Origin of the sequence: Exiguobacterium sp. UBA3968 (assembly GCF_002385115.1) — a bacterium.
GTDB lineage: Bacteria > Bacillota > Bacilli > Exiguobacteriales > Exiguobacteriaceae > Exiguobacterium_A.
On sequence record NZ_DGCW01000005.1, the window covers coordinates 1,719,746 to 1,731,938 of the forward strand.

The window sequence follows — 12,193 nt, forward strand, 5'->3', positions numbered from 1 at the left end:
AGACAAAAACAGACTAGCCTTCTTCTATTGAAGAGAACTAATCTGTTTCGTATGTTTCATTCTAAGTTGGCGTGTTTCCCGTACATCGTTTGCGAATCGAGCTGTTTGTCTTCCATGATCTGCAGAATCAAGGCATCATAGAACAACAACATCGTCTGTTCGAACAACGATCCCATCGGTTGAACCGTCTCGTCCGCTGATGCCGTTTGTTCTTTTGGAACTCCGGGCAGTTTGACGACTAAGTCTGCAAGTAGTGCTAACGTCGATGTCGAATTGATCGTGACAACGGCAACCGTCCCACCGAGTTGCTGTGCTTTCTCGACGATCGGAATCAATGTTTTCGTCTCACCCGATCCGGAACCAACGATCAACAAGTCACCCTCACGTAAGTTCGCCGTGACCGTCTCGCCGACGACATACGCGTCGAGTCCCATGTGCATCAACCGCATGACGAACGCTTTCCCCATCAAGCCGGAGCGACCGGCTCCTGCGAGAAAGATTCGGTTCGCTTGAAGGACAGCATCTGCCAGTTCTTTCGTCTCGGTCGCATCGATTGCTTTGACCGTCGAAGTCAGCTCTTCGATAATCGTTTGAATATGTGTCATTTACGCCTCTTGCAGCATCCGGTGCATCGTTGACGCTGTCTCTTGTTTATCATCTTGTCCTGTAATGCCACCACCGACGATGATCAGATCAGGACGTGCAGCGATGACTTCCGGTAACGTCTCCATCTTGATGCCACCCGCAACAGCTGTTTTTGCATTTGTCACAACTGACTTGATTGTCGCAAGATCTTCGAACGAGTTTTGACCGACTGCTTGCAGATCGTAACCTGTGTGGACACAGATGTAGTCGACGCCTAATGCATCAAGTTCTTTCGCACGTGTTGCAATATCTTTAACAGCAATCATGTCGACGAGAATCTGTTTGCCTGATTTTTTCGCTTCTTCGACTGCCCCTTTGATTGACATGTCTTCCGCCGCACCAAGGATCGTCACGATGTCGGCACCATGTGCGACAGCTTGGCTGACTTCGTAACCGGCAGCGTCCATGATCTTCAAGTCAGCGAGGACCGTTAAGTTCGGGAACGCGGCTTTCATTTCTTTGACGGCGCGGAGCCCTTCGTTGATGACGACCGGTGTTCCGATTTCGACGATATCTAAATTGTCTTCCCCGATTTCTTTGACTAAAGCAATCGCACCTGCTGTATCGACTAAATCGATAGCGAGTTGTAATTTCATTTTGTATCTCTCCCATTCTTTTCTGTATTGTTGTACCTGACACTTCCTTCAGACATTCAAGAAGGAACAGGACTAAATATAATCCGCAGGAGCATTCTTGAGAAGTACGCACTTTTAATTTACATAGTGCGGTTTTTCATACATAGTGCGGAAAAGTATACTGTCGATTGGAAGAAAGACTATACTGGAACAGGAGGTGGAACGATGCCACATTTTGAAGACCGTCAGTTTAACTGTGAGAAGGAATTGACCCTCTCGATCATCGGGGGCAAATGGAAGATGCTCATTCTTTGGCACTTAGGCAAGGAAGGTACGAAACGATTCGGGGAACTGAAAAGTCTGATGCCCGGCATCACGCAACGGATGCTCGTCAATCAACTACGGGAACTCGAAGACCACCACATCATTCACCGGGAAGTCTATCCGGTCGTACCACCGAAGGTCGAATACTCGTTGACGCCGCACGGTCATAGCTTAATGCCTATTTTAGATGCGATGTATGACTGGGGTAAGGATTATGCGAAAAATGTCCTAGAAATAGACTTCGAACAACAGAAAATATCGCCATAAAAAAGATGCTCATGGTCTCGTCTCTTTTTAGAGGTAAGTCCACTGAGCATCTTTTTTTAGGATTCTTCTGTCGTATAGATTTTCGACATTGCGAGTTCATCGACGTATTCGCCATCGATGAAGAGCGACGCGATGCGAGTTCCTTCAATGTTGAAGCCAAACTTATGATAGAGTTCGATTGCCCGCAGATTGTCCTTGCGAACCGTCAACTCGAGTCGGATGAGTCCTGCTTCAATCGCAAAGGCATCAACCGCTTCAAGTAGTCCCGCACCAAGTCCACGACCCGTATAGGCATCGAGCAAGCCAATGACGAGATTCGCCCGGTGACGAATCCGACTCGGTTCACCACCGACGACAAGCACGTACCCGACGAGTTGCTCGTCGACATCCACGACGAAAATGTCTGAGTTCGCAGCCTGACCGAACTTCTCGATGAACGCCTCCGCCTGTTCCGTTGACAGGACGCGTTCCTCCGGCTCATACAACATATATTTCGTTTCCCGATCAATGCGTCGCATCAAGTCCGATAAGGCTTTTCCGTCCATCAACGTGGCTCTTCGTATCATAGGTGTCAGCTCCGTTCTAAATAAAAATTTTACTTGGTTGCAGAATCTAATATACCCCAAAATTCTTCAGCTAGAATCGTGGCTCTCTTTTCAATATCTGTTTTTTCGAACGAGCTTGTTTCTGTGCAGAACACTCTTACACAATCGTATTTACTTTTAGAATAAATTTTCTTTTTCTCTGAAAAATTTAAAGTACGCTTTTTCTTTTTCTTTTGCTCATCAATTTCTTTATTTAACATTTGCTCAAGAACTAATAAATTTCCAATATTATTAACATCACCATCGGATTCATCAATAATATGCTCAATAGAGTAATCCATATCGTTATATTTTCTTTTATTCTTTATATCCGATAAACGTTTAATAGCATAAGATGCAGGAAAAGCATCTATTCCTGTTCTAGCTGTTTTTTTAGAAAATTCCAAGTTTTTAAATGCACTAATTAATTCCTCTTTAGGAATAAGCTTAATCAAATCTTTTCTCATATCAGAACAAGCTTTACGTACATCCATTTTATTATTTGCTTTTGATAGTTTTTTCACAAAATTGTTATAAGGATTTGTAGTTTTATTAGATCTTAAATTCAAACTAGTACCAAATGCTGAAAAATGAAAATCACAAATAAATCGTAAAAACTCCGATTTTTCTGATTGCCTTAATTTAAAAGTTTTCTTCTCATTTTTTAAATAAAAAGCTAATAGACTTGGTCTTATTTGAACTGCTTTAAACTTGTTAATAGATAATAAGCACTCAAGTTCTTCCTTATGTTCCATTCTTGTAAATTCATTTCTATCTGGAGAAATTATTTTTTTATAAATTTTCAATCCTTTTTCTAATTCCTCTACAAATTGAATTAACTCTGAGTCTTTTTTTCTAGCGAATTTAGCATTAAATTTTTTGTATAAATTTTTCCCATTTGCTTTATCTAATGGATACACTGCTTTCCAATAATGTAAAAAGAATTCATTAAATGTTGTATCTAAGTTCGCTAATTCTTTTTTTAACAAACTCCATGTATCCTCAATTTCATCTACGCCAGCTTCAGTCAATCCTATCCTTCCAAAAATAGTATTTTTAATTAAATCTACTTGAGAGAGAGGTTTTCCTTTAGAGTTGATGTTTTCAAAAATTTTGTTAGCTTGATCTTTCTCATTTACAAATACATCTATTATTTCCGAAGTTAAAATTTGATCTCTTAGTGCTTTGAGAGCAAAAACATAAAATTGGTCCTTAATTTTCACATTATGTATTTTATTCAATTTTGTTAAAAGAGCGTCCTTTTTTAAGTTTGCTAAAAAGTTTTCAAAAGTACTAAATAATAATTCTTCTTCTTCAGTAGAAGGCTCCACCTTATCATTTTTTGTATTATAATCCTGAATAGTTTGTGTAAAATAGGGATAACTAGTAGCAGTTTTTAATTTTCTTTGAGGTTCTCCATCAATTCTTTTTATCAGATATTCTGTTTGTATAGTATTAGCATATTCTTTTGCAGATTTGCCTTCTTCTTTGGTGGGATTTTCCTGTTCATATTCGTATAAAGAATTTCTTATGGCTGCCAAAAGAATTGTTGCAGTAGTCAATCTTTGTTGACCATCAATCACTTCTACTTTAGAATCTTCTTTATTACCTAAAAATAGCATATTACCCAAAAAATATTTTTGATTGCTAAAAGTTCCATTTTCTTCGTTAAATTTAATTTGAGTTAACATATCTTCTAAAAATTCATTGTAGTTACTAGTATCCCAAGAAAATTCTCTTTGAAATCTAGGAATCTTGTATACTCTTGTAGCTGTTAAAAGCCCTCTCAAATTATCGCTCATTGCTTCAAAATTCATATTTACCTCCTGAATAAATAGTATAAAAAAATGCTAAACCTGAGGTTCAGCACTTTTCAAAATCCTTAAGATTTCAGGGTATGGAGACGGTGGGAGTCGAACCCACGTCCGAAGGCATCGTATACTTAAGCTTCTACGTGTGTAGTCAATTTATTGGGATCTCGTCGTCAGGCTGCCAATTGACAGGCGTCCGTCCGACCAGTCTGATTCCATCTCTTCTCTTTCCCTCCAGACGGAAGGGTCCAAGCGTAGCCTGTTTAAAGTGAGACCCTAGAAATCAGCCGACCAGGCGACGGCTGCTAGGATCCGCAGTTGCTATTACGCTGCTGCGAGTTGTGTGTTAGTTTTGCCAGTTATGGCTGGTGCGTTTTAACGAGGCCGACCCCTCGACACGCCACAGAAGACCGAACTACCCCCGTCGAATCCGTAACGTCCCCAAGATAATAAATTGGGGCTTTCCGAATACTAATATTCTAGCAGAAAAGTGTTACGGGTTCAATACTTTTGCTTATCGCGTAGTGCTCGGTCGATATCACGCTTCGCATCCTTCTTCTTCAGGTCGTCACGTTTATCGAATTTCTTCTTCCCGCGTCCAAGTCCAATCAAGCATTTCGCGTAACCGTTCTTGATGTAGACCTTAAGCGGTACGATCGTATAGCCGTCCCGTGAGACCGCACCGATCAAGTTTGCGATCTGTTTCTTATGCAACAACAGCTTCCGTGGGCGGAGCTGCTCATGGTTGTACCGGTTCCCCTGTTCGAAGTGGGCAATGTTCGAGTTCCAGAGAATCGCTTCTCCCCCGTCGAACCGGACGAACGCGTCCCCGATGCTGATCTTTCCCTTACGGACTGATTTGATTTCCGTTCCCGTCAAGACAAGACCGGCTTCAATCGTATCCTCGATCGCATAATCGAACGAGGCCCGTTTGTTGTTCGCTAAGACTTTCGAATCTGTTCCCTTTGGCATATTCGTTCACCACATTTCCGATGCGGAAGCGCTTATTTGCGCTTCCGTTTCTTATTCGAGACCGCCTTATGGAACGGCGGCTTATCTTTCTTATTCTTTAACGAGAATCCTTTTCCCTTGCTTTGGTCGCTCTTACCCGACCGTTTCTTGCCACGACGATCGTCTTTCTTCTTGTCGTCGCGTTTTTGTCCCGGACGTCCACCGCTTGAGCGGATCGTCTTCGACTCGAACCGTTTCTTCGGTTGCCGCTCTGGCATCCCGACGACGCTGAAGTCGATCGTCCGTTCATCAATGTTGACGTTCGTGACCTTGATCTCGACGACATCACCGATCCGGAACTGTTGCTTCGTCCGCTCACCGATTAGCTGATAGTTCGCTTCATCGTAGCGATAGAAGTCATCCGTCATCGCTTGGATGTGAACGAGTCCTTCGATCGTATTCGGCAATTCGACGAACATTCCGAAGTTCGTGACACCACTGACGACCCCTTCAAACGTCTCACCGATGTGTTGCTCCATATACTCGGCTTTCTTCAAGGCGTTCGTTTCCCGCTCGGCATCCACCGCACGACGCTCGCGTTTCGACGAGTGATCGGCGATTTCAGGTAAGATTTCCGAGTAACGGTCTTGCGTCTTCTGTGACTTATCGTTGTAGATGACATATTCACGCAACAGACGGTGAACCATTAAGTCTGGGTACCGACGGATCGGTGACGTGAAGTGCGTGTAGTAGTCCGTCGACAGACCGAAGTGACCAATCGGTTCGATATCGTATTTCGCTTGTTGGAGCGAACGAAGCATGACCGTACTGACGACTGCTTCTTCCGGCTCGCCTTCGACGGCGTTGAGGATCGATTGCAACGTTTTCGGTGCAACTGACTCACCCTTGCGTTCGACGTTGATGCCGAAGTTACCAATGAACTTGAAGAACGTATCGAGACGTTCTGCTTTTGGCTCATCGTGAATCCGGTACATGAACGGTAGTTTTTGACGCTGGATGTGCTCCGCGACCGTTTCGTTCGCTGCGAGCATGAACTCTTCGATCAGCTTCTCAGCGACTGACCGTTCCCGGAGGATGATCTCACTCGTCTTGCCTTCTTCGTTGACGAGGACCTTCGCTTCTGAGAAGTCGAAGTTGATCGCACCACGACGTGAGCGGCGTTCGCGGAGGATTGCTGCGAGTTCCGCCATCTTGTCGAAGTACTCGACGAGATCCTGATACTTCGCGATCACTTCTTCGTCTTCACGTTCGATGATTTTCCGGACATCCGTATACGTCATCCGTTCCGTCGTCTTGATGACACTCTGGAATATCTCGTGGTTGACGACAGCACCGTTCGCATCGATTTCCATGATACAGCTGAGCGTCAGACGATCGACGTGCGGGTTGAGCGAGCAGATCCCGTTCGATAGACGGTGCGGAATCATCGGGATGACGCGGTCGACAAGGTAAACACTCGTTCCGCGCTCACGCGCTTCTTCGTCGAGTGCTGAATCTTCTTTAACGTAATGCGAGACGTCGGCGATGTGAACACCAAGCTCGAAGTTGCCGTTCGCTAACTTCTTGACGTGAACCGCATCATCGAGGTCTTTTGCGTCTGCCCCGTCAATCGTCACCGTCAATTCGTTTCGTAGATCAACACGTCCAACTAAATCCTTTTCATCAATCTGATCCGGTACGGCGTTCGCTTCAGCGATTGCTTCCGGTGAGAAGTCGACGTTAATCCCGTGCTTATGGACGATCGACAAGATGTCGACGCCTGGGTCATTTTTGTGACCGATGATTTTCAAGACTTTCGCTGTTCCGGCGTAGCGACCATCCGGATACTTCGTGATCCGGGCGAGGACTTTATGGCCATCGACGGCACCGAGTGTATCGTCGTTCGCGACGACCGGTAAGAACGTCAGCTTCGTATCATCCGGTTCGATGTAAGCGATCGATTCGATCCGTCCTTTTGGACTGACGAACGTGCCGACGAAATCGGCTGGTCCGCGTGAGAGAATCTTGAGCAGTTTCCCTTCACGACGGTCGCCGCCGTTTGACTCGGCAAACACTTTGACGAGGACACGGTCGCCGTTATAGACATTCTTCAGTTCCGGTGCCGGTAAGAAGATGTCGCCTTCTGAACCGTCTTCCGGTGAGACGAAGCCGAACCCGCGTTGGTGGACGGAAATCTTCCCTGCGACTTGACCGATTTGCGCGAGCGTTCCGTACTTGTTCGAGCGTGTCCGGGCGATCAACGCTTCGTCTTCCATCGCGTTCAGCGTCCGGATCAATTCTTTGAATGCTTCCGTATCCGCTAGTTCTAGTTTTTTCGTTAATTGATCAATCGACAACGGACGTTCTTCCGTCGTGATGACCGTTAGTATTCGTTCACGTAATTCCAACGTGACACCTCCAGTTACTTGCTCCAGTTCAATGACTCCAGGAAGTCCAAGATGTCAGAGTGGAGCTGGTCTTTTTCTTTGTCGAGCGTAATGACGTGACCTGAGTTCTCATACCAGATCAGCTCTTTTTGGAAGGCACTGACTCCATCATGGATGATGTTCGCGGAGTCGGTGTTGATCATGTGATCGTTGCGTGCTTGGACGACGAGCGTCGGTGCGTAGACGTCCTCGAGCGAATCGCGTGTCTCACGCAGCAGTTCCTGTAAGTCCTTCAAGGTCGGCATCGGTTCGAAGGACGCCATCTCTTGGTCGATTTCTTCTTGTGATTTGCCTTCTCGCTTCTTGAATTCTCGTGCGTACTCGGTGACTCCTGTATACATGACTTCTTCACTTTTGATGTAGGCGGGTGCACACATCGGGATGACCGCTTTGACCGGACGGTTCATCGATAACTTCAACGACATGACGCCACCGAGCGACAGTCCACAAACGGCGATTTCGTCATAACCTTTATCGACAAGTTCCTGATATCCGGCAAGGACATCCTGCCACCAGTCGGCTGGCCCGGTCTTCGTCAGCTCTTCGGGTGGGGCAGCGTGCCCTTTATATTGTGGTGCAAGGGACGTATAGCCCTGCTTTTGCAAGTAGCGACCGAGGATGCGGACATCCGCGCTCGATCCAGTGAATCCGTGTAATAGTAAAACGGCACGTGGGCCGGCTTCGAAAAAGAATGGTTTCGGTAAAGTGATTTTCATAAAATGATTCCCCCTCTAACTCTATACCCCATATCCGGAAAAATTGAATATCGAGAAATACAAAAAACGACAGCGCGATCATACGGCTGTCGTTTCAATGCTCACTTATAAAAAGCGACGAGTAACGCCAAAATGAAGAGTAATGCTCCTAAGATAGACGCCACACGATTTAGGACCGCATCCAAGCCACGAGCTTTTTGGCGACCAAATAATTGTTCTGCTCCACCCGTCAATGCTCCGAGTCCGGTCGTACGACCCGACATCAATAGAACGACGATGATGAGAAGAACGGAAACGACGATGAGGCCGACAAGAGCCACGTTATGAATGATCATCGATGATCCTCCTTCAGTAATATACGCTTCTTTCATTATAGAGAAAAACAAGTACGGGAACAAGGAATAGATTTAGGAACTTTTTCCTGCCTGACGAAAAGGGACACCTGAATCGTCGACTCAGGTGTCCTGTTTCCTTATTGTTTGATCAATTCGAGATCGACTGGGATGTTCTTCTCGACTTTGTCACCTTTTAGGTGCTTGATCGCTGTCTCGACACCCATTTTTCCGATTTCAGTCGGTTTTTGAGCGATCGTTCCTGCCATTTTTCCGTCTTTGACGGCTTTGACGGCATCATCTGTCGCATCGAAGCCGATGACTTTGACATCATTGAGACCCGCTGCTTTTAATGCTTCAACCGCACCAAGTGCCATTTCGTCATTGTGCGCGAAGACGGCTTTGATGTCTTTGTTGTTCTGAAGGATGTTCTCCATGACCGACAAGCCTTTTGCCCGGTCGAAGTTTGCTGCTTGTTTTGCGACGACGTCAAGTTTACCGTCGACTGCTTCATGGAACCCTTTACCACGGTCACGTGTTGCGGATGCTCCTGGAATCCCTTCGAGCTCCACGACTTTTGCTTTGTCGCCGACGAGTTCGATCATGAACTCACCTGCTTGTTTCCCACCCGCGACGTTATCTGACGCGATGTGTGCGACGACGTCGCCTGCTTCTGCGTTCCGGTCAACTGTGATGACTGGGATGTTCGCATCGTTCGCTGTTTGGACGGCTGCACCAACTGCTGCTGAATCCGTTGGGTTGATCAAAATGAGATCGACTTTCTTTTGAACCATGTCTTCGATGTCGCTTGCTTGTTTTGCTGCATCATCTTGTGCATCGGCGACTTGAAGTGTTGCGCCCTGTGCTTTTGCTTCTTGTTCTGCCCCTTCTTTTAACGAGACGAAGAATGGGTTGTTGAGGGTTGAAATCGAAAGACCAATCTTGAAGTCCTTCGTCTTCTTCTTCGTTTCACCGTTGCTACTGCCTGGCTGTTCCGTCGAACAGGCTGCTGCGAAGACCATTAATGCCATCATGACGACTGCAAGTAGTTTTTTCATCTGTAAATCCTCCTTTTTGAGTGTGGGTTATGCTGCTTGTTTCCGGTCCGCGAGTACCGCGAACAAAATGACTAAACCTTTGACGACGAGTTGGAAGAACGAGGAGACACCAAGCAAGTTAAGTCCGTTGTTCAGTGTTCCGATGATCAAGGCACCGATCAAGGTACCGACAATCCAGCCACGACCACCTGAGAGGCTCGTCCCACCAAGGACGACCGCTGCGATGGCGTCGAGTTCGTACGATGTCCCCGCCGTCGGCTGTGCCGAGTTCAGACGAGACGTCAGGATGATTCCGGCAAGTGCCGCCATCAACCCTGAGAGGGAGTAAATCATGATTTTGACTTTATTGACTTGAATCCCCATCAACTTTGCTGCTTCTTCGTTACCACCAATCGCATACGTATAGCGACCGAACGTCGTCTTCTTCAAGATGAAGTAGAGAACCGCGAAGGCGATCAACATCGTTAGAACCGGTACTGGGAAGATCCAGAAGTAGCCGCGTCCGAACAGTTCGAACCAGCCACCTTGGCTCAGACCAGTGATTGGTTTCCCGTCCGTATAGACGAGCGTCAATCCGCGGAAGATCGTCATCGTCGCAAGTGTTGCGATGAATGGTGCGACTTTCCCGAGCGAGATGACCATCCCGTTTAACGCACCCATGACAGCTCCGACGATTAGACCAGCCAGAACAGCGATCAACGCTGATGTTCCGTCCGTCATCAGACCCGCGACGAAGGCGGACGAGAGGGCGAGAATCGAGCCAACTGATAAATCAATCCCACCTGTCAGAATGACGAACGTCATCCCGAAGGCAATCAAGGCATTGATCGAGACTTGCCGTAAGATGTTAAATAGATTATTCAGTGTTAAAAAGTCCGGTTCCATGATCGAGACGACGAGGACGATCGCGAACAATCCTGCGAGTGGTCCAAGCTTTTGTCCGATCCCAAGACGTCTCGGTTTTGCTTCCGTTACCTTGCCTTGCATCAATTCCATATCATTGTCCTCCTGTCGCAAGTGTCATGATGCTTTCTTGCGTCGCTTCCTGTCGTGTCAACATGCCGCTCATCTTGCCTTCGCGCATGACGTAGACCCGGTCGCTCATCCCGAGAATCTCCGGGAGGTCCGAGCTGACCATGATGATCGCGACACCCGCCGCAGCGAGTTCGTTCATGATGAGATAAATCTCTTTCTTCGCCCCGACGTCGACACCACGTGTCGGTTCGTCGAGGATCAAGACTTCCGGTTGTGTCCCGAGCCATTTCGCGAGGACGACCTTTTGTTGGTTCCCACCGGACAATGACTTCGCCGGCTGGTCCATCGAGCTGTGCCGGACCGAAAGTGACTTCAAATATCCTTCCGCGAAATCGCGTTCTGCCTGATCCTTGATGACACCAGACCGGGATAACGAACGAATCGTTGGCAGTGAGATGTTCTCACGCAGTGAAAAGTCGAGGAACAAGCCTTCGCCTTTACGGTCCTCGGTCAAAAAGCCGATGCCTTGGCGGATCGCATCATACGGTGTCTTAATCTTCAGCGACTGTCCGTTCAGTTCAATCGTTCCCTCTTTCAGGCGATCGACCCCGAACAGCCCGCGCATGACTTCCGTCCGCCCAGCGCCCATCAAACCTGAGAAGCCGATGATTTCACCCGCCTTGACGGAGAACGAGACATCGTCAAACCGTTTCCCGCTCGCCTGTTTGACCTCAAGGACGGTCTCACCGATCGACACATCACGGTCCGGATACCTTTCGCCCATCTCACGACCGACCATCTCTCGGACGATCTGTTCGAACGATGTCTCGGGAATCGCGTGCGTCGAGACGGAGATCCCGTCCCGTAAAACGGTGATCCGGTCACAAAGCTCAAAGATTTCCTCCATCCGGTGCGAGATATAAACGATCGAGACACCTTGATTGCGCAGTGCCGTCGCAACGCTGAATAAGGCGCGAATTTCCCGTTCTGTCAGGGCTGCTGTCGGTTCATCCATGATGATGACCTTCGCGTCCGTCATCAAAGCTTTTGCGATCTCGATCATCTGTTGCTGACCGACCGATAACGTCCGAGCGAGTTGATCGACGTCCATGAAGACGTTCAATTCGGCGAGTTCACGTTCTGCCTGCCGCTTCATCTCCCCTTGCTTGAGAATCCCGAAGCGTGACTTCAACTCTCGTCCGAGGAACAAGTTCTCCGTCACCGTCAAATCCGGGAGGATGTTCAGTTCCTGGTGGATGAAGGCAATCCCCGCCTCTTCGGCAAGTTTCGGATTCTTATACTCGACGTCCTGTCCATCGACGCGGATCGTCCCTGCGTCCGCTTTATGAACACCGGTCAAAATCTTCATCAGCGTCGATTTCCCGGCACCGTTCTCTCCCATCAAGGCATGGATCTCACCCGCAGCGAGTTCGAAGTCGACACCTTTCAGGACGGGAACAGGCCCGAATGCTTTTTTGATACCTGTCATCTCGATACGCATCGCATGA

12 protein-coding genes and 1 other RNA gene are annotated in these 12,193 nt (G+C 47.4%); 1 reads left to right on the forward strand and 12 read right to left on the reverse strand.

Annotated elements, in window-relative coordinates; genetic code table 11:
- Positions 1–56 precede the first annotated feature (56 nt).
- Together hxlB and hxlA are read right to left on the reverse strand one after the other, a co-directional pair.
- Entirely contained in the window at positions 57–605 is a 549-nt protein-coding gene (gene hxlB / locus B3S86_RS10650) for a 6-phospho-3-hexuloisomerase (protein ID WP_290752304.1), read from the reverse strand.
- Positions 606–1,241 (reverse strand): 3-hexulose-6-phosphate synthase, encoded by a 636-nt coding sequence (gene hxlA / locus B3S86_RS10655; protein ID WP_023469194.1) that lies wholly within the window; start codon positions 1,239–1,241, stop codon positions 606–608. It abuts the gene before it with no gap.
- Positions 1,242–1,445: 204 nt separating this feature from the next.
- On the opposite strand from hxlA, the gene B3S86_RS10660 reads away from it, so the two are divergent.
- The gene (locus B3S86_RS10660) at positions 1,446–1,811 is read left to right on the forward strand and encodes a winged helix-turn-helix transcriptional regulator (protein WP_029342458.1); all 366 of its coding nucleotides are present in this window, start codon (positions 1,446–1,448) and stop codon (positions 1,809–1,811) included.
- A 56-nt stretch (positions 1,812–1,867) separates the two neighbouring features.
- Here the strand turns inward: B3S86_RS10660 and B3S86_RS10665 are convergent, their stop codons facing one another.
- The 10 genes from B3S86_RS10665 to B3S86_RS10710 form a co-directional block, all read right to left on the reverse strand.
- Positions 1,868–2,377, reverse strand: a complete 510-nt coding sequence (locus tag B3S86_RS10665) for a GNAT family N-acetyltransferase (RefSeq protein ID WP_023469196.1) — start codon at positions 2,375–2,377, stop codon at positions 1,868–1,870.
- 29 nt (positions 2,378–2,406) lie between these two features.
- Positions 2,407–4,212, reverse strand: coding sequence for a DUF262 domain-containing protein (locus B3S86_RS10670; protein WP_290752314.1), 1,806 nt, complete (start codon positions 4,210–4,212; stop codon positions 2,407–2,409).
- A 78-nt stretch (positions 4,213–4,290) separates the two neighbouring features.
- Positions 4,291–4,649: a transfer-messenger RNA gene (gene ssrA, locus B3S86_RS10675) on the reverse strand.
- Between the two features lie 58 nt (positions 4,650–4,707).
- Positions 4,708–5,178, reverse strand: a complete 471-nt coding sequence (smpB, locus tag B3S86_RS10680; RefSeq protein WP_029342464.1) for an SsrA-binding protein SmpB — start codon at positions 5,176–5,178, stop codon at positions 4,708–4,710.
- 32 nt (positions 5,179–5,210) lie between these two features.
- Complete coding sequence (rnr, locus tag B3S86_RS10685) at positions 5,211–7,565, reverse strand: ribonuclease R (RefSeq protein WP_290752319.1); 2,355 nt, start codon at positions 7,563–7,565, stop codon at positions 5,211–5,213.
- 14 nt (positions 7,566–7,579) lie between these two features.
- Positions 7,580–8,320, reverse strand: coding sequence for an alpha/beta hydrolase (locus B3S86_RS10690; RefSeq protein WP_290752322.1), 741 nt, complete (start codon positions 8,318–8,320; stop codon positions 7,580–7,582).
- 101 nt (positions 8,321–8,421) lie between these two features.
- Entirely contained in the window at positions 8,422–8,655 is a 234-nt protein-coding gene (gene secG, locus B3S86_RS10695) for a preprotein translocase subunit SecG (protein WP_023469201.1), read from the reverse strand.
- Between the two features lie 137 nt (positions 8,656–8,792).
- Positions 8,793–9,710, reverse strand: coding sequence for a ribose ABC transporter substrate-binding protein RbsB (gene rbsB / locus B3S86_RS10700; RefSeq protein ID WP_050678684.1), 918 nt, complete (start codon positions 9,708–9,710; stop codon positions 8,793–8,795).
- A 27-nt stretch (positions 9,711–9,737) separates the two neighbouring features.
- Positions 9,738–10,706 carry a ribose ABC transporter permease gene (rbsC, locus tag B3S86_RS10705; protein ID WP_050678685.1) on the reverse strand — a complete coding sequence of 323 codons (969 nt, stop codon included), beginning with the start codon at positions 10,704–10,706 and terminating at the stop codon, positions 9,738–9,740.
- A 1-nt stretch (position 10,707) separates the two neighbouring features.
- The gene (locus B3S86_RS10710; protein ID WP_290752327.1) at positions 10,708–12,186 is read right to left on the reverse strand and encodes a sugar ABC transporter ATP-binding protein; all 1,479 of its coding nucleotides are present in this window, start codon (positions 12,184–12,186) and stop codon (positions 10,708–10,710) included.
- Positions 12,187–12,193: the final 7 nt, after the last annotated feature.

Bases quoted from the DNA above. Each gene is read 5' to 3' on its own strand.
- B3S86_RS10690 (WP_290752322.1), bottom strand. From the start codon at position 8,320: ATGAAAATCACTTTACCGAAACCATTCTTTTTCGAAGCCGGCCCACGT.
- B3S86_RS10665 (WP_023469196.1), bottom strand. From the start codon at position 2,377: ATGATACGAAGAGCCACGTTGATGGACGGAAAAGCCTTATCGGACTTG.
- secG (WP_023469201.1), bottom strand. From the start codon at position 8,655: ATGATCATTCATAACGTGGCTCTTGTCGGCCTCATCGTCGTTTCCGTT.
- hxlA (WP_023469194.1), bottom strand. From the start codon at position 1,241: ATGAAATTACAACTCGCTATCGATTTAGTCGATACAGCAGGTGCGATT.
- rbsB (WP_050678684.1), bottom strand. From the start codon at position 9,710: ATGAAAAAACTACTTGCAGTCGTCATGATGGCATTAATGGTCTTCGCA.
- hxlB (WP_290752304.1), bottom strand. From the start codon at position 605: ATGACACATATTCAAACGATTATCGAAGAGCTGACTTCGACGGTCAAA.
- B3S86_RS10670 (WP_290752314.1), bottom strand. From the start codon at position 4,212: ATGAATTTTGAAGCAATGAGCGATAATTTGAGAGGGCTTTTAACAGCT.
- smpB (WP_029342464.1), bottom strand. From the start codon at position 5,178: ATGCCAAAGGGAACAGATTCGAAAGTCTTAGCGAACAACAAACGGGCC.
- B3S86_RS10660 (WP_029342458.1), top strand. From the start codon at position 1,446: ATGCCACATTTTGAAGACCGTCAGTTTAACTGTGAGAAGGAATTGACC.
- B3S86_RS10710 (WP_290752327.1), bottom strand. From the start codon at position 12,186: ATGCGTATCGAGATGACAGGTATCAAAAAAGCATTCGGGCCTGTTCCC.
- rbsC (WP_050678685.1), bottom strand. From the start codon at position 10,706: ATGGAATTGATGCAAGGCAAGGTAACGGAAGCAAAACCGAGACGTCTT.